Origin of the sequence: Mucilaginibacter aquaedulcis, assembly GCF_030409325.1 — a bacterium.
In the GTDB taxonomy this organism is placed as follows: domain Bacteria; phylum Bacteroidota; class Bacteroidia; order Sphingobacteriales; family Sphingobacteriaceae; genus Mucilaginibacter; species Mucilaginibacter aquaedulcis.
Genome location: NZ_JAUFPR010000004.1, coordinates 457,197 through 476,971 on the forward strand (window position 1 = coordinate 457,197; position 19,775 = coordinate 476,971).

Annotated in this window: 23 protein-coding genes; 14 read left to right on the forward strand and 9 right to left on the reverse strand. The window is 42.4% G+C overall.

Translation table 11 applies throughout. The features are described from left to right. The first annotated feature begins 34 nt into the window (after nucleotides 1–34). The 7 genes from ftsH to QWZ01_RS20255 all read left to right on the forward strand — a co-directional run bounded on the left by ftsH (nucleotide 35) and on the right by QWZ01_RS20255 (nucleotide 6,632). Nucleotides 35–2,158 (forward strand): ATP-dependent zinc metalloprotease FtsH, encoded by a 2,124-nt coding sequence (ftsH, locus tag QWZ01_RS20225; RefSeq protein ID WP_290326522.1) that lies wholly within the window; start codon nucleotides 35–37, stop codon nucleotides 2,156–2,158. Nucleotides 2,159–2,215: 57 nt separating this feature from the next. Continuing rightward, complete coding sequence (locus QWZ01_RS20230) at nucleotides 2,216–2,866, forward strand: LutC/YkgG family protein (protein WP_290326523.1); 651 nt, start codon at nucleotides 2,216–2,218, stop codon at nucleotides 2,864–2,866. 151 nt (nucleotides 2,867–3,017) lie between these two features. Further along, nucleotides 3,018–3,380 (forward strand): hypothetical protein, encoded by a 363-nt coding sequence (locus tag QWZ01_RS20235; protein ID WP_290326525.1) that lies wholly within the window; start codon nucleotides 3,018–3,020, stop codon nucleotides 3,378–3,380. 94 nt (nucleotides 3,381–3,474) lie between these two features. Further along, on the forward strand, nucleotides 3,475–4,122 hold the full coding sequence (locus tag QWZ01_RS20240) for a hypothetical protein (RefSeq protein ID WP_290326526.1): 648 nt from the start codon (nucleotides 3,475–3,477) through the stop codon (nucleotides 4,120–4,122). Continuing rightward, nucleotides 4,092–4,922 carry a sensor histidine kinase gene (locus QWZ01_RS20245; protein WP_290326528.1) on the forward strand — a complete coding sequence of 277 codons (831 nt, stop codon included), beginning with the start codon at nucleotides 4,092–4,094 and terminating at the stop codon, nucleotides 4,920–4,922. The genes QWZ01_RS20240 and QWZ01_RS20245 overlap by 31 nt, the downstream gene beginning before the upstream one ends. Further along, complete coding sequence (locus tag QWZ01_RS20250) at nucleotides 4,888–5,532, forward strand: response regulator transcription factor (RefSeq protein WP_290326529.1); 645 nt, start codon at nucleotides 4,888–4,890, stop codon at nucleotides 5,530–5,532. The genes QWZ01_RS20245 and QWZ01_RS20250 overlap by 35 nt, the downstream gene beginning before the upstream one ends. Before the next feature lie 29 nt (nucleotides 5,533–5,561). Beyond that, complete coding sequence (locus tag QWZ01_RS20255; protein ID WP_290326532.1) at nucleotides 5,562–6,632, forward strand: PA0069 family radical SAM protein; 1,071 nt, start codon at nucleotides 5,562–5,564, stop codon at nucleotides 6,630–6,632. A gap of 18 nt (nucleotides 6,633–6,650) precedes the next feature. On the opposite strand, the gene QWZ01_RS20260 is transcribed toward QWZ01_RS20255, so the two are convergent. The 5 genes from QWZ01_RS20260 to QWZ01_RS20280 form a co-directional block, all read right to left on the reverse strand. Next, entirely contained in the window at nucleotides 6,651–7,049 is a 399-nt protein-coding gene (locus QWZ01_RS20260) for a ribosomal maturation YjgA family protein (RefSeq protein WP_290326534.1), read from the reverse strand. A gap of 1 nt (nucleotide 7,050) precedes the next feature. After that, nucleotides 7,051–7,497, reverse strand: coding sequence for a DinB family protein (locus tag QWZ01_RS20265; RefSeq protein WP_290326535.1), 447 nt, complete (start codon nucleotides 7,495–7,497; stop codon nucleotides 7,051–7,053). A gap of 118 nt (nucleotides 7,498–7,615) precedes the next feature. Then, a complete protein-coding gene (locus QWZ01_RS20270) occupies nucleotides 7,616–8,359 on the reverse strand; it encodes a zinc ribbon domain-containing protein (RefSeq protein WP_290326538.1) in 744 nt (247 codons plus the stop codon). Continuing rightward, complete coding sequence (locus QWZ01_RS20275) at nucleotides 8,359–9,456, reverse strand: Nif3-like dinuclear metal center hexameric protein (RefSeq protein WP_290326540.1); 1,098 nt, start codon at nucleotides 9,454–9,456, stop codon at nucleotides 8,359–8,361. Before QWZ01_RS20275 ends, QWZ01_RS20270 begins: the two co-directional genes overlap by 1 nt. Nucleotides 9,457–9,490: 34 nt before the next feature. Further along, nucleotides 9,491–9,862, reverse strand: a complete 372-nt coding sequence (locus QWZ01_RS20280) for a TM2 domain-containing protein (protein ID WP_290326542.1) — start codon at nucleotides 9,860–9,862, stop codon at nucleotides 9,491–9,493. 183 nt (nucleotides 9,863–10,045) lie between these two features. On the opposite strand from QWZ01_RS20280, the gene QWZ01_RS20285 reads away from it, so the two are divergent. The 5 genes from QWZ01_RS20285 to QWZ01_RS20305 all read left to right on the forward strand — a co-directional run bounded on the left by QWZ01_RS20285 (nucleotide 10,046) and on the right by QWZ01_RS20305 (nucleotide 14,823). Then, nucleotides 10,046–10,717 carry a hypothetical protein gene (locus QWZ01_RS20285; protein WP_290326545.1) on the forward strand — a complete coding sequence of 224 codons (672 nt, stop codon included), beginning with the start codon at nucleotides 10,046–10,048 and terminating at the stop codon, nucleotides 10,715–10,717. 51 nt (nucleotides 10,718–10,768) lie between these two features. Continuing rightward, nucleotides 10,769–11,803, forward strand: coding sequence for an NAD-dependent epimerase/dehydratase family protein (locus QWZ01_RS20290; protein ID WP_290326547.1), 1,035 nt, complete (start codon nucleotides 10,769–10,771; stop codon nucleotides 11,801–11,803). Beyond that, on the forward strand, nucleotides 11,791–12,582 hold the full coding sequence (locus QWZ01_RS20295; RefSeq protein ID WP_290326549.1) for an SDR family NAD(P)-dependent oxidoreductase: 792 nt from the start codon (nucleotides 11,791–11,793) through the stop codon (nucleotides 12,580–12,582). The genes QWZ01_RS20290 and QWZ01_RS20295 overlap by 13 nt, the downstream gene beginning before the upstream one ends. A gap of 3 nt (nucleotides 12,583–12,585) precedes the next feature. Then, a complete protein-coding gene (locus tag QWZ01_RS20300) occupies nucleotides 12,586–12,861 on the forward strand; it encodes a hypothetical protein (protein ID WP_290326550.1) in 276 nt (91 codons plus the stop codon). A 303-nt stretch (nucleotides 12,862–13,164) separates the two neighbouring features. Then, nucleotides 13,165–14,823, forward strand: a complete 1,659-nt coding sequence (locus QWZ01_RS20305) for a glutamine--tRNA ligase/YqeY domain fusion protein (protein ID WP_290326552.1) — start codon at nucleotides 13,165–13,167, stop codon at nucleotides 14,821–14,823. A 184-nt stretch (nucleotides 14,824–15,007) separates the two neighbouring features. Here the strand turns inward: QWZ01_RS20305 and QWZ01_RS20310 are convergent, their stop codons facing one another. The 4 genes from QWZ01_RS20310 to ypfJ form a co-directional block, all read right to left on the reverse strand. Next, nucleotides 15,008–15,832 carry an N-acetylmuramoyl-L-alanine amidase gene (locus QWZ01_RS20310; RefSeq protein WP_290326554.1) on the reverse strand — a complete coding sequence of 275 codons (825 nt, stop codon included), beginning with the start codon at nucleotides 15,830–15,832 and terminating at the stop codon, nucleotides 15,008–15,010. A gap of 104 nt (nucleotides 15,833–15,936) precedes the next feature. Further along, nucleotides 15,937–16,899, reverse strand: a complete 963-nt coding sequence (locus QWZ01_RS20315) for an MrcB family domain-containing protein (RefSeq protein ID WP_290326556.1) — start codon at nucleotides 16,897–16,899, stop codon at nucleotides 15,937–15,939. Then, nucleotides 16,890–17,282 carry a (deoxy)nucleoside triphosphate pyrophosphohydrolase gene (locus QWZ01_RS20320; RefSeq protein ID WP_290326558.1) on the reverse strand — a complete coding sequence of 131 codons (393 nt, stop codon included), beginning with the start codon at nucleotides 17,280–17,282 and terminating at the stop codon, nucleotides 16,890–16,892. Before QWZ01_RS20320 ends, QWZ01_RS20315 begins: the two co-directional genes overlap by 10 nt. A gap of 30 nt (nucleotides 17,283–17,312) precedes the next feature. Beyond that, the gene (ypfJ, locus tag QWZ01_RS20325) at nucleotides 17,313–18,170 is read right to left on the reverse strand and encodes a KPN_02809 family neutral zinc metallopeptidase (protein WP_290326560.1); all 858 of its coding nucleotides are present in this window, start codon (nucleotides 18,168–18,170) and stop codon (nucleotides 17,313–17,315) included. 267 nt (nucleotides 18,171–18,437) lie between these two features. Between ypfJ and QWZ01_RS20330 the strand changes: the two genes are divergently transcribed. Together QWZ01_RS20330 and QWZ01_RS20335 are read left to right on the forward strand one after the other, a co-directional pair. Next, entirely contained in the window at nucleotides 18,438–19,121 is a 684-nt protein-coding gene (locus QWZ01_RS20330) for a DUF6134 family protein (RefSeq protein ID WP_290326561.1), read from the forward strand. A gap of 24 nt (nucleotides 19,122–19,145) precedes the next feature. Further along, nucleotides 19,146–19,775: an RNA polymerase sigma-70 factor gene (locus tag QWZ01_RS20335; protein ID WP_290326563.1), complete on the forward strand. Its 630-nt coding sequence runs from the start codon at nucleotides 19,146–19,148 to the stop codon at nucleotides 19,773–19,775.

Here is a 19,775-nt window from a genome sequence, read left to right on the forward strand (position 1 = left end):
TTATAGATTGTAAGTTTGAGCTCCTAACAAAGAAATGAAAGATAAAGATAATAAATCAGAAAGTCCGAAACCTATCAGAAAGATGCTTAATAAAAAAACACCACCAAAACCACCTAAGTTTAACATTATGTGGCTTTATGGCATTGTTATTTTAGCATTTTTGCTGGTACCCACACTGTTAAGCGGCGGCTCAGGCAAAAACATCAACTTCCAGGATTTTGAGGCAATGCTTAAGCAAAATGATGTTGATAAGCTGGTAGCCTACAAAAGCGGCGATCTGGTTGTTGCCGAGGTTTACATTAAAAAAGAGAGTTTGAAAAAACCTCAGTATGCCAATGCCGGTAAAGAACAGCGCTTATTCAACGCGGCCAACAATGGCCCTCAGTATACTTTTACCGATGCATCATACGAAAGCCTAAAGCAATCAGTACTGAATGCTGAAAAGGATATGCCCGAAGATCAAAAGGTTCCTATCCAGTATGAGCAAGGCCACGAAAGCTTTTTATCAAACTGGCTGGTTCAGGGTGTTATCATGGTGATCCTCTTTGCAGGTGTATGGATATTTATCATGCGCCGCATGAGCGGTGGCTCTGGCGGTGGCCCGGGTGGCCAGATATTCAATATCGGCAAATCAAAAGCTACTTTGTTTGATAAAGAGGCCCAGGTATCGGTAACGTTTAACGATGTGGCCGGTTTGGAAGAAGCAAAGCAAGAAGTAATGGAAATTGTTGATTTCCTAAAAAATCCTAAAAAATATACTAACCTGGGTGGTAAAATACCTAAAGGCGCATTGTTGGTAGGTTCGCCGGGTACAGGTAAAACCTTATTGGCCAAAGCTGTTGCCGGTGAAGCGCAGGTGCCATTCTTCTCTCTGTCAGGTTCTGACTTTGTGGAGATGTTTGTGGGCGTCGGCGCGTCACGAGTTCGTGATCTGTTCCGCCAGGCTAAAGACAAGGCCCCTTGTATCATATTTATTGACGAGATTGATGCTATTGGCCGTGCCCGTGGTAAAAACAATATTGTAGGCGGTAATGACGAGCGCGAAAACACACTGAACCAGTTACTGGTTGAAATGGATGGTTTCGGAACCGACTCGGGTATTATCATTCTGGCAGCCACCAACCGTCCTGACGTGCTTGACTCTGCGCTGCTGCGCCCGGGCCGTTTTGACAGGCAGGTATCTATCGATAAACCTGACTTGGTTGGTCGTGAGCAAATATTTAAAGTACACTTGAAACCGGTTAAACTGGCAGATGGTGTCGATGCTAAAAAATTATCAGCCCAAACACCAGGTTTTGCCGGTGCTGAAATAGCCAATGTTTGTAACGAAGCTGCTTTGATTGCTGCCCGTAAAAACAAAGAGGCTGTTGATATGCAGGATTTTCAGGATGCTATTGACCGTGTGATTGGCGGTTTGGAAAAGAAAAACAAGATCATATCTCCAGAAGAAAAACGTATTGTGGCTTACCACGAAGCTGGTCACGCTATTGCGGGCTGGTTCCTGGAACATGCCGATCCATTGGTAAAGGTATCCATAGTTCCGCGTGGTGTTGCCGCGCTGGGTTATGCCCAATACCTGCCAAAAGAGCAATTCCTGTACACCACAGAGCAGCTGCTTGATGGTATGTGTATGACACTAGGTGGCCGTGTTGCCGAAGATCTTACTTTCGGTAAAATATCTACCGGTGCACAAAATGACCTGGAGCGTATTACCAAGCTGGCTTATGCCATGGTAACTATTTATGGTATGAACACCAAAGTTGGTAACGTATCATTTAACGACACCCAGGGCGAGTACCAGTTTAACAAACCATATTCAGAAAAAACATCTGAATTGATTGATGACGAAGTACGCAACCAGATAGCCGAAGTTTACGAACGTACCAAACAACTGCTTACCGATAAACGCGAAGGACTGGAAAAACTGGCCAACAAGTTATTGGAAAAAGAGATCCTGTTCCAGTCAGACCTGGAAGAGATCCTGGGCAAACGTCCGTTTGATCACCGTACCACTTATGATGAGTTTGTGAACGGCACTGAAGAATCAAACCAGGAGCCGGTGGCTCAAAACCTGATTCATGAGGGTGTAAGCGATCATTCAGGTACCTTTAACCGTAATCCGGAAGAAAAGGACGCCAGCGGAACTGAGAGCAAGTAAAATAAAACATACTAAACAAAGCCATCAGCCAAAGCTGGTGGCTTTATTTTTTTAACTATGAGGGATATCACTACATCAAAAGAAAAACTGCTCAAAAAGATACGTAAGGCTCTTCTGGAAAAAAGGGACAACCCATACCCCCAACTGGAAGATCTGCCGCATTACGCACCAGCCGATGAAATTCCCGAAGTAATTTTTGCCGAACAATTCACGGCCGTGAACGGCCAGTTTATTTTTTGCGAAGATGAGATACAATTCATTGAAACCCTGCTTACCCTTGCCGAAGAGCGAAACTGGCGCAAGATATATTGTTGGGAACCTAGCCTGCAGGAAGTACTTACCCGTTTTGAATATCCTTTTTACGAAACTGATAAAGATTTTGAACAAGCCGATGTAGGCTTCACTTTCTGTGAGGCCCTCATTGCCCGCAATGGCAGCATCTTGCTTTCAAATGGCAACATGGCTGGCCGTCGCCTCAGTATATATCCCCCTGTACATATTGTGTTGGCCTACACCTCACAAATGGTGCTTGACCTTAAAGATGGTTTTAAACTCCTCAAAAACAAGTATGGCTCAAACTTGCCATCGATGATAAGCAACGTTACCGGACCAAGCCGAACCGCTGATATTGAGAAAACACTTGTACTTGGCGCTCATGGCCCTAAGGAGCTTTTTGTGTTTCTGTTGGATGATAGTAACAACGATTGAGCTACAAAAAGTTAACCCAATATTAAATCACATCTCTTATAATAAACAATAGTTCAGATACTTAACTTTTGTTTAGATATTCTATTCAGTCTGAAAATTTGTACGTTATTTAACTACGTATTTAGTAGATTGCCGCAAAAAAACCAACGTTATGGAACAAATTGATTTAGACATTGCTAAAAAAATGGTAGACAACTACCAAGAAACAAGGAAAAAGCTAATTGATAAAACACACAATATTAATGATACTGAGTCTATCTGGATACCACTTGATCATTTTAAAAGCTTTATCAATAATTTACCTGAAAATGCAAGCGGTGTAAGGATCTATCTGGCAGCTTACGATGATACCGAACCACACTACCCAAACCAAACCACAGCTATTTTGATGGGCACAGTTAGCAGCGGCGATGACCACACAGATGTTATAGCCAGTGATGGTACATTGGATGATGGCGATCGTGGCATGGAGCCTTATAACAAGGGCAAAGCTTGTCCACCGTTTTGCTCGTAAGCCAGGGCTAATGCCAATAGATTACTTAACAAAAAGCTAAAAGGATATTTCTATTTTAGCTTTTTGTTTTATAAGGATCGCTATACGCCGGCTCATGTTAGATTATCTGTACTTCTTTTTTGAGATACTCGCTTTAATAAGCTGCTTATATTCCTATAGAAAGCTCGATCAAAATTTTAAACTGTTTCTCCCTTTCCTCCTGTTCATCGTTATTTACGAATTTGCCAACATTTTTAACTGGCTCATGTGGAACCACTCAAACGCCTGGTGCAATAACCTGGAGGGTATTGTTGAGCTAACTGTTTACGGCTGGTTCATGGCTTCGTTAGATAAAAGGCCATCATACCGCAAAAAGGTTTACTGGGCGGTTGCAGCCGGTATTGCTATAACCCTGGTTGACATGTTTTTTATACAGGGCTTCTGGAATTTAGGTACTATCGGCATTGTGGTACAAAATACTATACAGGCAACTTTGGTATGTATTTATTACCGCAATTTGATAAATAACACCGATGAGTATCTTGACCTGTTAAGCTACCCCCCGTTTTATGCAACCATAGGTTTGTTATTTTATTCGTTAGCCAACTTTTTTTACTACGCTGTTTTTAGCTACATGCTTTATAAAAATAATTATCACTTTTATATTTTGGCAAGGGTAATTACAGACATAGGCTGCGTATTCATATATTCACTTTTAGCTGTCTCATTTTTATGCTTTTCAAGGACGAAGAAGTTATCCTGATTTTGATTGCAGGCACAGCTATGTTAATGTTGCTTGGCGTATTTATTGTGAGCTTTTTGTTGATTTATCAGCGAAAACAAAACAAAAACCTGTTTGAAAAGGAACAGCTTAAATCATCTTTTCAACAGGAGCTGCTTAAAACCCGTATGGAAATTCAGGAGGAAACACTTAATACTGTAAGCCGTGAGCTTCATGACAATATAACCCAGGTTTTATCATTTGTAAAACTTAACCTGGGTGTATTAGGAAAAACCCTGGACAGCAGCGGACAAGCAAAGATCAACGATAACCGGGAGCTGATTGCGCAATCTATCAGTGATCTGCGCAACCTTTCAAAAAGCATCAGCTTTGAGCATATTAGCGCCATTGGCCTGGTGAAAACGCTGGAAATGGAGGCCGAACGCATTAACAGAAGCGGGATCATAAACATAACTCTCCAAATTGCTGGTGATGTGTTTGCCCTTGGCGAACAGCGCGAACTGGTTTTATTCAGGATATTTCAGGAGGCTTTAAATAACGCCTTAAAATACGCGCAGGCGGCAAACTTTAAAATCAGCTTGTATTATAAAGCACAAATGTTTAATTTGACCGTCGAAGATGATGGTATCGGTTTCGACCCCCGATCACTGAAAGATAAAAGCGGATCAGGCTTACGAAACATTACAAACAGGGCATCATTAATTGGTGCCGAAACAGCTATAAACAGCTCGCCGGGTAACGGCTGCAGTATTAAGCTATCCCTCAATCCTCTCGAATTACAAACTTATGCTAACGGAACCCATTCAAATAGCCCTGGTTGATGATCACCGCCTTTTCAGAAGTGGAATAGCATCATTAATAGTGAGCCTCAACCGCTATAATATCCTGTTTGAGGCTTCCAACGGTAAAGAGTTAGTTGATAAAATAAGTACCGGTCTTGTCCCAAACATCGTACTGCTTGATATTAATATGCCGGTTATGGATGGCATATCAACAGCGCAATGGCTTAAAAAACATCAGCCCTCTATCCGCGTTATCATATTATCCATGTTTGAGGATGCCGAAAAGGTACTTACCATGGTCAGAATGGGTGTAAAGGGTTATTTACTTAAAGATTCTGAACCACATGAATTTGAAACCGCCCTGCTCAAAGTTTCCGATGGTGACTTATATTACCCCGATTTTGTTACCAAGCATCTGCTAAACAATTTTAATAGTGATAAAACCTCGCAGGTAAAGCTAAACCCACGCGAGATTGAATTTTTACGTCTCACTGGTACCGAACTTACCTACAAAGAAATTGCCGATACCATGTGTATTAGCGTGCGTACCGTGGATAGCTACCGCGACCAGCTTTTTGATAAACTGGGTATTAAAAGCCGCGTTGGCCTGGTATTATACAGCATAAAAAACAAACTGATCGATTTGTAATTTGCTAATTTTATTAGCAAATTTGTGAAATGGCACATGAAGATAATCCCGACTTTTTTAAAGGCCGGGGAGCGCAGGTAAACATCCATAACAAATTTTTAAAAAACAAGTACGTATCCGAACACATTGAGGGCCTGGACGAGCCGCTGCTGGAAAATACTGCCACTCAGCTTTTTGAGGAAACGCCAAAGAAAATTGTTAGCGAATCGCACAGTCCTGATCTGAGTCACATGTACTCCATTAATCCTTACCAGGGTTGTGAGCATGGCTGTATCTACTGCTATGCCCGTAATAGCCACGAATATTACGGCTTCAGCGCCGGGCTTGATTTTGAGCGCAAGATCATCATCAAGCGAAATGCTCCTGAACTACTTGAACAATATTTTAACAAAAAAAACTATAAACCTGTGTGCATTATGCTCTCGGGAAATACAGATTGCTATCAGCCTGTGGAAAGGCGATTGGAGATAACCCGAAGATTGCTGGAAATGTTTCTACATTATAAAAACCCGGTCAGCATCATCACCAAAAACAACCTCGTGCTGCGCGATCTGGATATATTAACTGAACTGGCCTCCATGAACCTGGTTCATGTAAACGTATCCATCACCTCATTAAATGAACAGTTACGCCAAAAATTGGAGCCCCGTACAGTAACTGCAACTGGCCGCCTGGCTGTGATCCAAAAATTGGCCGAAAAAGGTATACCTGTCAGGGTGATGGCTGCTCCTATTATTCCCGGGCTTAACAGTAATGAAGTGCCCAACATTATCAAGGCCGCGGCAGACAGGGGCGCTTTAGCTGCCGGTTTCACCATAGTGCGTCTGAATGGCAGCATTGCTGAAATATTCAGCGACTGGATATATAAAGCTTTTCCAGACAGAGCTGAAAAGGTTTTGAACATGATCAGGGAATGCCACGATGGGAAATTGAACGACAGTGATTTCGGCCGCCGCATGAGCGGCGAGGGAAAAGTGGCCGAATCTATTCACCAAATGTTTCGGATGGCCTGTAACCGTTTTATGGCTGGCCGGGTGATGCCGGAATACGACTATAGTTTATTTGTGCCGCGGAAAGGGAAACAAACGAGTATGTTTTGACCGTTGATTTAAATGTGATTACACTGATTTCGATGATGGCTTTCTATTAGCATCAGTCATTTTTAGGCATGTGTCTATCCCTACGCCAATCCACACACCAACGGTATAGCAAAGAAGGTCGCTCCATAAAAAGCCGGTACCCAAAACCAGGCGCCCAAAAAGCGTATGCCTTAGGTTGTTTATCCATGGCGCCTGATAAAGCTGACTAAACTCTATGGCATAACAAAACAACAAACCGGATAATATCATAAATTTTACCGGCCTTTTGATAAAGAAAAACCGCACAATAAAGTAAATCATGAGCGACCAAAGAATATCACCTATAAACAATGGTATAAAGTCAAAGTGCCGGGATAATAAACCGGCAACTATGGTGATAAATACCAGTATAAGATAGCTAATTCTTTGCCGTATCACTTTAATTATCCAACAGTCGCCTGTGGTAGTTAACCTGCCCCAGGTGATAATTCAGATGGCTCACCACATGTGTTAATAAATGACCTGTGGTAACTTTTTCATCAAAAAGAGGCTGTGGATATTCTTCTTCAAGTTTTGATTCAGGCAAACTATCAAATGTTTGGGCTACAACCTGTATGGTATCATCAAGACGCTTCAACAATTCGGCTCTTGGTACACTATCAGGTAAAAATTCAAGCTCACGCTTCCGTACATAACCTGTATTACCCAGTTGCGCACCAATAAAATGATTAAAACTGCCTATTAAATGCACGCATAAGGTACCGGCGCTGTTAGTGATCTGCTTTTCAGCATGCCATATCCTTTGCTCATCGCGATAAAGCTCAATCTCAGTTTTAAGTTTTCCCAGATCTCTGAGAAGAATCTTTTTAAATACTGCCACCATCATACTCATGGGTTAAAAATCCCATTGTAAATATCATCAATTATAAGCGTTCTTAAATACATTTTATCGCAAACAAAAAAAGGCGCCTTGTGGGCGCCTTTCATATATTTTAAGCTAATGCTTATGCTTCTTCTGCTTCCAGAGCCATTTGCTCATCAACCAGAATACGTCCGCAGTGCTCGCAAACGATGATCTTTTTACGTTGACGGATATCAGACTGACGCTGAGGTGGAATCTGGTTAAAACATCCTGAACAAGAGTCGCGCTGAATAGTAACTACAGCTAAACCATTCTTAGCATTTTGACGCAAACGGTTGTAAGCAGTTAATAAACGCTCTTCAATGTTTCCAGTTGCTTTTTCAGCCTGTGAGGTAAGTTCGTTCTCTTCTTTTTCAGTTTCGGCAGTAATAGTACCTAACTCATCTTTTTTGGCATCAAGATCACTCTTGCGTGCTTCAAGATCGGCAAGGGCTTTTTCGTAGATCTGGGTTTTTGAAGTGATCTCGAAACCATACTCACGTATTTTTTTCTCGCTTACCTGTATATCTAATCCCTGTATCTCAACTTCTTTCGATATGGCATCATACTCGCGGTTGTTCTTAACTTCATTAAGCTGACCTTCGTATTTTTTGATATTAGCCTGAGCTTCTTTGATCAGGTTTTTGCGGGTTACTATTTCATCCTCTACATCATCCAGCTCGGCTTTGATCTTTTGGATGCGGGTTTCAAGACCTGCAACATCATCTTCCAGATCGGCTACCTCCATTGGTAGTTCTCCTCTTACTTGGCGAATTCTATCAATTTTGGTGTGGATAGTTTGTAGTTCGTATAAAGCTTTAAGCTTCTGTTCTACGGTTTGTTCCATTAAATAAAATATTTGACTGGGTTTGTATTTACCTCTGTTAAACGGACGGCAAAGTTAGGAAATTTTTTCCGTATTATTTCATACAATAATTGCGCTGTAAATTGTTCACTTTCAAAGTGTCCGATATCTGCTATCACTATTTTTCCTTCGGCATCAAAAAACTCATGATACTTGTAGTCGGCAGTGACAAAAAAGTCGGCACCTGCCGCAATGGCATGCTTTAATAAAAAGCCACCTGCACCACCGCAAACGGCTACTTTTTTAACAGGCTTGCGGGTTAATGCCGTATGCCTGATCACATGCGTGCGCATCTTATCCTTCAGCTGAAACAAAAACGATTCTTCGTTTTGAGGCAGTTCCAGCTCCCCTATCATTCCCGAGCCTACCTGCTGATACTGATTGGTTAAATTAAAAAGATCATAAGCCACTTCCTCATAAGGATGTGCCAATATCAGTGCCATGATTATCTTACTCTCTAAGTTGGCCGGATAAACGGTTTCCATGCGTACCTCGTTTTCGTGATGGCGTTTGCCTGGTTCGCCAACATGGGGGATAGTAGCCTCGTTACCTTTAAATGTGCCGGTGCCATCAGTATTAAAACTGGTTTCGCTGTAGTTGCCAATATTGCCTGCACCAGCAGCAAACAAAGCATCGCGAACTTCATTTGCATGGCTTTGCGGCACAAAGGTTACCAGTTTTTTCAACAGATTATGCTTAGGCGCCAATATGCGGGTGTTTTTTAAACCGAGCGTATCGCAAATGCGCTGGTTAACACCTCCCATAATATTATCCAGGTTGGTATGTATGGCGTAAATAGCTATATGGTTACGAATGGCTTTCTCCACTACCCTTTCCACATAGGTTTTGCCGTTAAATCTTTTTAATCCTTTAAAAACTATGGGATGATGCGATATAATAACCTGACAGCCGCTGGCAATGGCTTCATCAACTACCGCTTCTGTACAATCTAACGATAGCAGCGCCTGGCTAACTTCCTGTTCAGGATTACCAACAATAAGGCCCGAGTTATCGTAATCTTCCTGGTACACGAGTGGTGCCAGGCTTTCAAGGTATGCAGTAAGTACAGCTAATTTCATGAATAAATATGAGTATAAAGCATTAGGCTGGATATCAACTATTGGGTTGGCTCATTGCCGCCATGCGATGGCTTTCATAAGCCATATTCTTATTATACTCCAAAGTGAGCGATTTATTTTTCACGAGATCAACAATAGTTCCAACCAAACAAAGGCCTCCGGTAAAAAAGTATAGGACACCCATGCCTATCTGCCCCAGAAAAAAGCGTTGTATACCGGCAAACCCAACAAAACCCAGCAAGGTAAAAATCAGTATCTCATTGGTATTTTTCCGTTTGCTGCTGTAAACCCTGTAGAAATAATTTTTCTGTTCATCGCTAAGCTCCCTGGTGGCTTGCTGCAGAAACCCCATTTCTTCGGGGCCCATATCGGCAAAATTCATATAGGGGTCCTGGTACACATTCATATAGTAAGGTTTATAATTGATAGCTGTTTGTTCAAAAATAATTATTTTATGATATAAAACTATAGGCAATTTACAGTAAGGCATTATACAGAAACAAAAAAATTAACATCAATTTCTGTAACGTTATATCACAGCAAACGTCTGTACCTTAGATCGATCCCTTTTCTCTTATAAACCATCGCCATGAAAAAAACAAAAACACAGGCCTGTGCTACCCTAATGCTATTATTTATATCCGTTAGTGCCTTTGCGCAACAGCGCGCAGTTAGCTATGACCTGGACCGCTTAGTTACAGAACATCGGCTTAGTGTGTATAATCGCGAGGCATCACCGTTGAATGATCAAGGCCAAAAGGGTCTCAAATTATCGGCAAAATATAATGATGGTGTAGCCTGGATCAACGATCTTAATTTTACAAATGGCATTATTGAGCTTGACGTTCGCGGAAAAAACGTGCCTCAGGAAAGTTTTTTAGGTGTAGCTTTTCATGGTGTTGATGAAAAAACGCTGGACGCCGTGTATTTCCGCCCGTTTAATTTTCACGCTGTTGATTCTGTTCAGCAGATCCACATGGTGCAGTACGTATCGCATCCGTTGTACCCGTGGAATGTACTGAGAGAAAAATTTAATGCCCAATATGAAAAAAGGATCAGCTCGCCCCCGAACCCTGATGCATGGTTTCATGTGCGTATAGAGATTAGGTATCCGCAGGTATTGGTATTTGTCAATAATCAAACATCACCATGTTTAAGCGTTAAGCAGCTCAATAATCGGCAAAGCGGAAAACTCGGGCTCTGGGTGGGTAATGGATCCGATGGATCGTTTGCAAACCTGAAGGTTACATTTTTCAATTAAAAAAATAACATAAGGCATAGGGGTAATTGAAAAGCCGGTTGTATAACGGGTATGAAAGTATTAGTTACCGGTGCAACAGGTTTTATTGGCAGGCGGCTTACGTTGTCGTTGGCCACAGCAGGCTATGAGGTAAAAGCCTTATGCCGCGATACCAATCATCCATACTTAATTAAACATCAAAACATTGAGCCTGTGCTGGGTAATATCCTTTACCCCCAAGGCCTTAAAAGGGTCATGGCTGGCTGCTCGCAGGTTTATCACATGGCAGCTTTGGCCAAAATGTGGTGCCGCAACCCTGATGCATACCACGAAACCAATGTTATTGGCACTCGTAATGTGCTGGAAGCTGCAAAGCAGACTGATATAAACAGAATAGTTTATACTTCAACCTGTGGTGTATGGGGACCAACTATTAAACATCCCATGACCGAGAATGACCCGCGCATCTGCGGTTTCCCGATAGCCTATGAGCGTACCAAATACCTGGCCGAGTTGGAAGTGCAGAACTTTGTAAGGCAGGGATTGGATGTGGTTATTGTAAACCCATCGCGGGTTTATGGTGAAGGGCCTGTAACCGATAGTAATACCGTAGCCAAAATGGTATTTGGCTATTTAAAAGGTACATGGCGCTTTATACCCGGCAATGGCGAACAGGTAGCCAACTATGCCTTTTTAGATGATGTAGTTGCCGGACATATAGCTGCCATGAACAAAGGCCTCACCGGCGAACGTTACATTTTAGGAGGGCATGACATTAGCTTCAATGATTTTTTTAAAACCTTACAGCAGGTAACAGGCATACAGCAAAGCATGATTAAAGTACCACTAAAGGTCATTGAGTTTTACAGCATGCTGCAATGGCTCAAAACGCGGCTAACAGGCTTGCCTCCGGTGTTTTTGCCCGAGTTTGCACAGCGACTACATTTTGATCAAAAGTATAGTAGTAATAAGGCCGTTAACCAGTTAAACTACACAATCACCCCATTTGCCGATGGCTTGCGCAAAACTGTTGATCATTTGCAGGCCAGCGTTCAACAAACACATCAGGAATCTTCTTCAACCATATCAGAACTATGCCACAATTAACCGCCATAGTAACAGGCGCCAGCGAGGGTCTGGGCAAGTCATTCGCCATTGAGTTAGCCCGTCGTAGTATTAATTTGGTAGTGGTGTCCCTCCCCGCGTCAGGGTTGCCGGAGCTTGCTTCCTTCATCCGAAAAAATTTTGAAGTAAAGGTTAGCTACATCGAGGCCGACCTTACCCAGACTGAAAGCTCTCCGGAAATTTTTAATTATCTGCATGATCATCATATCACGGCTCATGTGCTAATCAACAATGCTGGATTAGGCAATTGGTCATGGTTTGAAGAAAAAAGTGTTTCCTTTTATAAAACGCAGATAGAGCTTAATGTGATGACCCCGGTGCTGCTCACCCGTTTGTTTTTGGCGCAAACAGATGCCTCGGTTACCTCTTATATTTTAAATGTAGGCAGTTTGGGCGGTTTATTTGTTGTGCCCAAAAAGCAGGTTTACGGTGCAACAAAATCATTTATCCGCTATTTTACCCGCTGCCTGCAGTTGGAATTGCATGGATCAAACGTAAAGCTGAGTTTGCTTAGTCCGGGCGGTATCAATACCAAACCTGAGCTGCTGGTAATGAACAACAGCCTGAAAGGAATTTCAAAAGCTACCATCCTTGAACCGGAGCAGGTAGCCCGCATTGCCATTGACGGACTACTAAAGGGCAAAAAGGAGATCATCCCCGGCATAGTGAACCGCATGCTGGTTTTGTTGAACAGTTTACTGCCTGATTATGTAAAAGATAGTATTATTAAACGAAGATTAAACACTATTTTAGAGTCGTGAATTATGATCCTGTCAGTACCCATATACCGGCTTATTAAAAACCTGAGCAGTTACTTTAACCGCACCAGTAATACCTGTACAGTGGTTGATGATGAAACTATCATTATCAACTCGGGCAGCCTGCGCGGACTTATCCTGGAGTTTCATTACAACTTTTGCCAGGTAAAAATTCGTGGCCGCATCAATCTATGTATCGATATTACCCGCGATGTTTCCGTTGATGTACTCATGCGTATACTGGCCAGCCACAACATCATCCAAAGCCCACCGGCTCCCTGAGATTTTGGGGACTGTGAGGCTTTTGGACTGTCGGATAAAGGCTTAAATGACTGTGTAAAGAAGGATTAAGGAATAAAGGTTTAAAGCTGGATTTATCCTGACTATATTGTTTTTTGCCCGAATGTCTTTTGTTTCAACGGTCTGCTTGCCCTAAAGTCCGAAATTCTTTCGTCCTTGCTCCTTTGTCCAAAAGTCTTCTATCTCAGTAGTCCAAAAGTCCCACAGTTCAAAAGTCTTCCAGTCCAAAATCCCTCTCATCACATCAAAAAGTTTGTTACTTTTGTGCCTATTGCTATTTTATTTATGAGCGAAGAAAGATCACTGAATTTTTTAGAGGAAATTGTTGAAGAAAATATAGCTGCCGGTGTAAATGGCGGCGCGGTACTAACCCGTTTCCCGCCCGAGCCCAATGGCTATTTGCATATTGGCCACGCTAAATCTATTTGCCTAAACTTTGGGCTGGCAAAAAAATATAACGGCAAAACCAACCTGCGTTTTGACGATACCAACCCTACCAAAGAGGATATTGAATATGTTGATAGTATTAAAGAGGATGTAAAGTGGCTTGGCTTCGACTGGGCAAATGAGTTTTACGCCTCTGATTATTTTGATAAATTATATGAGCTGGCTGTTGAGCTCATCAAGAACAATTTGGCTTATGTTGATGACAGCACCGCCGAAGAAATAGCCGCACAGAAAGGTACACCAACAGAGCCTGGTACACCAAACCAGTATCGCAGCCGCTCGGTTGAAGAAAACCTGCAGCTCTTTGCCGATATGAAAGCTGGTAAATATTCCGATGGTGCAAAAGTATTGCGGGCCAAGGTTGACCTGGCATCGCCAAACATGCACCTGCGCGACCCTTTGATGTACCGCATTAAACATGCCCACCATCACCGTACCGGCGATGCCTGGTGCATTTACCCGATGTATGATTTTGCCCACGGCCAGTCAGATGCTATTGAGCACATTACACATTCGGTTTGTACGCTGGAGTTTGTGCCTCACCGCCCGCTATATGATTGGTTTATTGAGCAACTGGAACTGTTCCCGTCAAAACAATATGAATTTGCGCGCCTTAACCTCAATTATACTGTAATGAGTAAGCGTAAGCTGCTGCAATTGGTTGAGGAAAAGCATGTAGAAGGCTGGGACGACCCGCGTATGCCTACCATTAGCGGTTTGCGTCGTCGCGGTTATACGCCTGCCAGTATCCGCGAATTTTGCGATCGCATCGGCGTAGCTAAACGGGAAAATATGATTGACGTAGGCTTGCTGGAATTTTGCATTCGCGAGGATCTGAATAAAACGGCATGGCGCCGCATGGCTGTGCTCGATCCGATCAAATGTATCCTGACTAACTACCCCGAAGGCGAAACCGAAATTATGCACGGCGAAAACAACCCGGAGGTAGAAGATGGCGATGGCAGCCGCGAGTTTCCGTTTAGCCGTGAACTTTGGATAGAGCGCGAAGACTTTATGGAGATTCCGCCGAAGAAGTTTTTCCGTTTGGGAGTTGGTTTGATGGTGCGTTTAAAAAATGCCTATATCATCCGTTGCAACGATTTTGTGAAAGACGCAGATGGCAATGTAACCGAGATCCATTGTACTTACCTGCCTGAATCAAAATCGGGTAATGATACCAGCGGCATCAACGTAAAGGGAACTATTCACTGGGTAAGCGTACCCCATGCCAAGACAGCCGAAGTTAGGCTATATGATCGCCTGTTCCAGGTAGAAAACCCGCAGCATGAAGAAGGTGACTTTAAAGATTACCTGAACCCTAACAGCCTGCAAGTTATACATACAGCCTATATAGAGCCCGATCTGGCTAACGCCACACCTGGTAAAGCCATTCAGTTTATGCGTAAAGGCTATTTTACTTTAGATAAATACTCTACCCAGGATAAGCTGGTATTTAACCGCACCGTAACGCTGAAAGATGGCTGGGTGAAAAAGTAGTGCAGGTTCGTAGAAGAAGGTGCGAGGAGCGCCTCTGACACTGTTAAATAAAAAAGGGATTCTCTATGATCAGAGAATCCCTTTTTTATTTAGCGATCTGTCGCCCTGAGTATAATGAAGCATACATTCGCCAATCTACACCGGGAAAAGAAACGCACCTCACTCTCCGATCCCCGCACCCCAACTAATACTTCTTATAAACATTATACAAAACGTTCAAATCAAATTCGGTCATGGTTGGCGTTTCGTCAGTTTGTACAAAGTGGCGTTTAAAGGCTACGATGGCCGCAGTCAGATTGCGGGTATCATAACCGATCAGCCTAAGTGCCGTGGCGTAATCAAAGTTTTCTGGCGGAAGTTCCAGCAGTTCATCCCTCCAGTAGCCAAAGCCTTTTTGTGCCAGCAGTTTCCAGGGGAAGAATGGCCCGGGATCAGGCTTGCGTAACGGGGCAATATCCTGGTGACCAATAAAATTACCCGTGGGTATACCATAACTCTTCTTAAGTTGCGCTAACAAAGCAACCAGGCTGTTCAACTGTTGATCTGTAAAGGGCTCGTTGCCGTTATTATCAATCTCAATACCTATAGAACAGCTGTTCATATCAGTAATGCTCCCCCACCGGCTGATGCCGCCATGCCAGGCACGCAGGTAATCGTTCAGCATATGATATACCTTACCATCCTTGGCTACCACGTAATGCGCGCTCACCTGTGTTTTTACAATGGTAAAGGTTTTAAGCGTTTGCTGTACAGAATCCTGCGCAGTAAAGTGAATGATCACATAATTTGGTTTGCGCAGATTAAAATTAACCGTACCTACCCACTCACCGGGAATAGCAGCACCAACGCTATCCGCCAGCATAGGAGGCTGTGTTTGTTCAATAACCTGGGCCAATGTATCAGCATGCTGTTTATAAACCTTGTTGGTTAAAGCATACGGCCCCTTTGGTGAACAGGAACTAATAACGGCAAGCGCCGATATTAAAAGTATAGTGTAAGTATATTTCATGCAAAGCTTTGTAGATGAGCTAATGTAAGAAAATACGCAGGAAGAGGGAAAGTGTTTTAAACAGCGGTATGGCTGGTCAAGGAATTGTTACGTGATTAGCAAATCTATCGAATTAGGCTTTTTAAGAGTTCGATATTGCTTGGATCCTCTAGACGATGTATCATGCTGTGACAATTTGAGCATAATACCACAAAGTCCTTTCTGGCGTCTAATTGTATTCGTTGTTGAGTTAAATAAGATATTGGCACAAGATGATGTGCTTCTATAAAGCCCCTTCCAATTTCTCCATACCTCTCTTCAAAATTAAGCTTACATACTTTACAAGTATATCCCTGCGTTTCTTTAACTTTCTTTGACAATCTGATATTTCTTTCAATTCGTTTGTGAAACCTAAACTTCCTTAACTCTTCAAATTCTTTGTATTTTTCTTCATCATCTTCCTTTTCAGCTTGAGTTGATGGCAGACCTTCATTATATGATATGAGTTCATAAATATTTAAGATTTCTTTTATATCGTTTTGCAATTGATTATCAGAGGGAATTTTATCAGCTGAATAGAATTTTGAAATTACATTTCCTGCTTCATACAAACTTGGATATTTAGATTTTGTCGTTGAAAGGTTTTTCAGTTTTATTACATCCTCATCAAAATTTGATGGAATTTTACCTATTTGGGCTCTAAAATCTTGCGCTTTTATTTTGAGAACCTCTTTTGCCTCTCGTTTATAAATGGCTTGAATCTCAGTTACCCCTTGGTTCAAAGACAAATAAAATCCGGACATATCATCCCTGAAAAGAAAAACAGGATAATAACCAGATTGAGGAGTATTAGTAATTAAAACATCCAAAATTGCAATCCAAGGTGTTGCACTCCAATTTCCATTACCAGGAGATCCTTTAATTATATATCTTTCCTTATCTAAGATTAATTTAGACATCATATCTGGTAAATGCTGACGAATTAAGGTTCCAAGCGGATGCTTACCAAAAGATTGACTATATGCTTCGTGATAATCGTTAAGTACGTTTTGAAAGAGTTCTTGTAAATCGCTATAAATTACTTCCATCTATTTGTTAGATAATAGTTAACTATAGGCACATCTGCATCCGCCCAATCCAAAGCTAACAATTCATTTCCATGCAACCATTTAAATTCAGCGTGCTCTTTTAATAAAATATCTCCGCTAATATGTTTACAGGTAAATGGGATGAGCTGTATGGTAATATTAGGGTATATGTGAATATTGTTTAGTAAAGCTTTCTTAATTTGAATTTCTATATCGAGCTCTTCTTTTATCTCCCTAATTAAACAAGCTTCTGGTGTTTCGTCGGGTTCAACCTTACCCCCTGGAAACTCCCATTTTAATGGAAGACTCATTGATTTACTTCGTTGTGTAACCAGAACTCGTTCTTGACTGTCAATTATAATAGCACATGTTACTTGAATCACATCTCTAAAATAGCATTTTAAAACAATCTTCTACTCCACCTCCCCACTCGCAAAAGTATCGCCCTGGCTAACATCTCCTGTTTCGTAGCCTTTTTTAAACCAATACATGCGTTGGGCGCTGGTGCCGTGGGTAAAGCTGTCAGGCTCTACATGGCCCTGAGCTTGCTTTTGGAGGCGGTCGTCGCCAATGGCGTTGGCTGCGTTTAGGGCTTCTTCGATATCGCCCGGGTCGAGCACATTTTTAAGGTTTTGTTCGTAGTGCGCCCATACGCCGGCATAAAAATCGGCCTGCAATTCCAGTTTTACGGATAGTTTGTTGTATTGCTTCTCGCTGAGGCGCCTGCGAGCCTGATCAACTTTGGCAGAGGTGCCCAGCAAGTTTTGTACATGATGGCCAACCTCATGGGCTATCACATAAGCCTGGGCAAAGTCACCGGAGGCACCAAAACGGTTCTGCAACTCATCGTAAAAAGACAGATCGATATACACCTTGGCATCGGCCGGGCAATAGAATGGACCCGTTGCCGAGCTGGCATTACCACAGCCCGATTGTATGGCATCAGTAAACAATACCATGCGGGGCTTATCGTAAGTTTTACCCATTTCGTTAAAAAGCTTAGTCCATATATCTTCGGTATCGGCCAAAACAACTTTCACAAACTGCACTTGCTTTTCTTCAGGCGCGTTGGGGTCTTTAGCACGCTGTTCGGTTCGGGGTTGTGTGTTGCTTGCCACTTGGTTAAGCAGTTGCGAGGCATCTATACCCGTAAAATAGTAAATGGCAATAGCCACAATACTTACTATTCCGCCGCCCAGTGCAAAGCGGCCTCCGCCGCCTCCGCGGTCGTCTTCTACATTATCGCTTTCGCGCCTTCCGAACCATTGCATGTTGTTTGTGATTAGTTTGTACAGTAAACATAATTGTTTTAATTATTGTTTCACAGCCACATAACGGTCTTTTTTAATTCCTGAAATCATATTTTACCCAACCCTCTTTCCAGCGAAGCTGAGGAGAGGGTGATCCAGCGTAGCGCAGATCGGGTGAGTATAATGAGTAAATTATATTACCTCCCAGGCATAGGGGTAACGCCTTAATGAATTGTACTACCTGTAGTTAAAAAGAATACAGGTATTAATTTATTAAAAACCATCATCATGATAACCGCCCTGCTTATCTGGCTCTTTAAAAAATATGTGGCCCCGGCTCTCAAAAATAGAAACATCACGCTATCTGTTTTTGTAACCCCGCTAAAAAGGTTGGCCACACTGTTGGCGCTTGTTTGCTTTTCGGTTGCTTCTTTGGCCCAGGAACAAACAGTTAAATATAACGTGCTGCACAGTGGTAAAGTGGTTGGCCATATGGACCTGTACCAAAAACGCGAGGGCGATGATCTGTACCTCAAAATGACCTCCGAAGTAAAAATGCGTTTCATTATGAGTATCAAAGTTGATATTCAGGAAGAGTCGGTTTTTCAGAGTGGAAAGCTGATCAGCTCACGTGTGTGCCGTAATGTTAACGGAAAGGAAAAGGCCAACCGCCAAACCAAAGCCTGCGGCGATGCCTATCAAACCCTGGCCGAAGGTAAATGCGGACAACGAGTTGATCAAAAACACATCGGCCAAAACATGATGCTGTTATACTGCCATGAACCCGATGATAACGCGCAGATCTATTCTGATAATTTTCAACAGTTTTTACAGGTAAAGCGGGTTTCCGAGCATGTATACCGCATTGATCTGCCCGATGGTAATTATAATTTTTACTCATATAGCAATGGTATTTGCAGCAAGGTTGATATTCATCATTCGCTGTATACCATACAAATTAAGCTTGCCTGAAATTTTGCTTTTAACATTCCCTTTGTGAATTTGACCGCCAAACAAGCTATCTTTAATGCAAACTTTCACCTCTTAAAAGTGGAATATAGCGATAGCTCGGTCATCAGTTTATTAAAAGAAGGCAGCGAAAAGGCATTTGAATGGTTGTTTAAAGCACATTTCGACAGTCTGCATGCCTATGCCTATACTTTTTTAAAGGATGATGAAATGGCCGAAGAAATTGTACAAAACGTATTTTGCCGCATATGGGAAAAACGCGATCAGCTAAAAATCGATGGTTCACTAAAGGCTTACCTGTACAGGGCTGTTCATAACGAAAGCCTCAACTATTTAAAACATCAAAAAGTAAAAGCCTCATTTGGGGTATATTATGCCGGGCAGCTGCAACAGGATGAGGAAGAAAATGCCTCTGGCAAGTTAATGACGGCCCAGTTGCAGCAGCGTATTGATAGTGCTATGAGCGAGCTGCCTCAGCAATGCCGGATTATTTTCCAGCTCAGTCGTTTTGAACAGCTTAAATATCAGCAAATTGCCGATCACATGGGCCTGTCCGTTAAAACAATAGAGAACCAAATGGGCAAGGCCCTGCGCCTGATGCGCGAGAAACTGGCGGAATTTTTGCCGGTTATTTTAATTATATTAATGCAATGGTAG

Coding starts and splice junctions, on each gene's coding strand:
- QWZ01_RS20240 (WP_290326526.1), top strand. CDS start 3,475: ATGTTAGATTATCTGTACTTCTTTTTTGAGATACTCGCTTTAATAAGC.
- QWZ01_RS20270 (WP_290326538.1), bottom strand. CDS start 8,359: ATGGAACAAACCGTAGAACAGAAGCTTAAAGCTTTATACGAACTACAA.
- QWZ01_RS20245 (WP_290326528.1), top strand. CDS start 4,092: ATGCTTTTCAAGGACGAAGAAGTTATCCTGATTTTGATTGCAGGCACA.
- QWZ01_RS20300 (WP_290326550.1), top strand. CDS start 12,586: ATGATCCTGTCAGTACCCATATACCGGCTTATTAAAAACCTGAGCAGT.
- QWZ01_RS20235 (WP_290326525.1), top strand. CDS start 3,018: ATGGAACAAATTGATTTAGACATTGCTAAAAAAATGGTAGACAACTAC.
- QWZ01_RS20275 (WP_290326540.1), bottom strand. CDS start 9,456: ATGAAATTAGCTGTACTTACTGCATACCTTGAAAGCCTGGCACCACTC.
- ftsH (WP_290326522.1), top strand. CDS start 35: ATGAAAGATAAAGATAATAAATCAGAAAGTCCGAAACCTATCAGAAAG.
- QWZ01_RS20285 (WP_290326545.1), top strand. CDS start 10,046: ATGAAAAAAACAAAAACACAGGCCTGTGCTACCCTAATGCTATTATTT.
- QWZ01_RS20330 (WP_290326561.1), top strand. CDS start 18,438: ATGATAACCGCCCTGCTTATCTGGCTCTTTAAAAAATATGTGGCCCCG.
- QWZ01_RS20310 (WP_290326554.1), bottom strand. CDS start 15,832: ATGAAATATACTTACACTATACTTTTAATATCGGCGCTTGCCGTTATT.
- QWZ01_RS20305 (WP_290326552.1), top strand. CDS start 13,165: ATGAGCGAAGAAAGATCACTGAATTTTTTAGAGGAAATTGTTGAAGAA.
- QWZ01_RS20315 (WP_290326556.1), bottom strand. CDS start 16,899: ATGGAAGTAATTTATAGCGATTTACAAGAACTCTTTCAAAACGTACTT.
- QWZ01_RS20255 (WP_290326532.1), top strand. CDS start 5,562: ATGGCACATGAAGATAATCCCGACTTTTTTAAAGGCCGGGGAGCGCAG.
- QWZ01_RS20290 (WP_290326547.1), top strand. CDS start 10,769: ATGAAAGTATTAGTTACCGGTGCAACAGGTTTTATTGGCAGGCGGCTT.
- QWZ01_RS20250 (WP_290326529.1), top strand. CDS start 4,888: ATGCTAACGGAACCCATTCAAATAGCCCTGGTTGATGATCACCGCCTT.
- QWZ01_RS20295 (WP_290326549.1), top strand. CDS start 11,791: ATGCCACAATTAACCGCCATAGTAACAGGCGCCAGCGAGGGTCTGGGC.
- ypfJ (WP_290326560.1), bottom strand. CDS start 18,170: ATGCAATGGTTCGGAAGGCGCGAAAGCGATAATGTAGAAGACGACCGC.
- QWZ01_RS20265 (WP_290326535.1), bottom strand. CDS start 7,497: ATGATGGTGGCAGTATTTAAAAAGATTCTTCTCAGAGATCTGGGAAAA.
- QWZ01_RS20280 (WP_290326542.1), bottom strand. CDS start 9,862: ATGAATGTGTACCAGGACCCCTATATGAATTTTGCCGATATGGGCCCC.
- QWZ01_RS20230 (WP_290326523.1), top strand. CDS start 2,216: ATGAGGGATATCACTACATCAAAAGAAAAACTGCTCAAAAAGATACGT.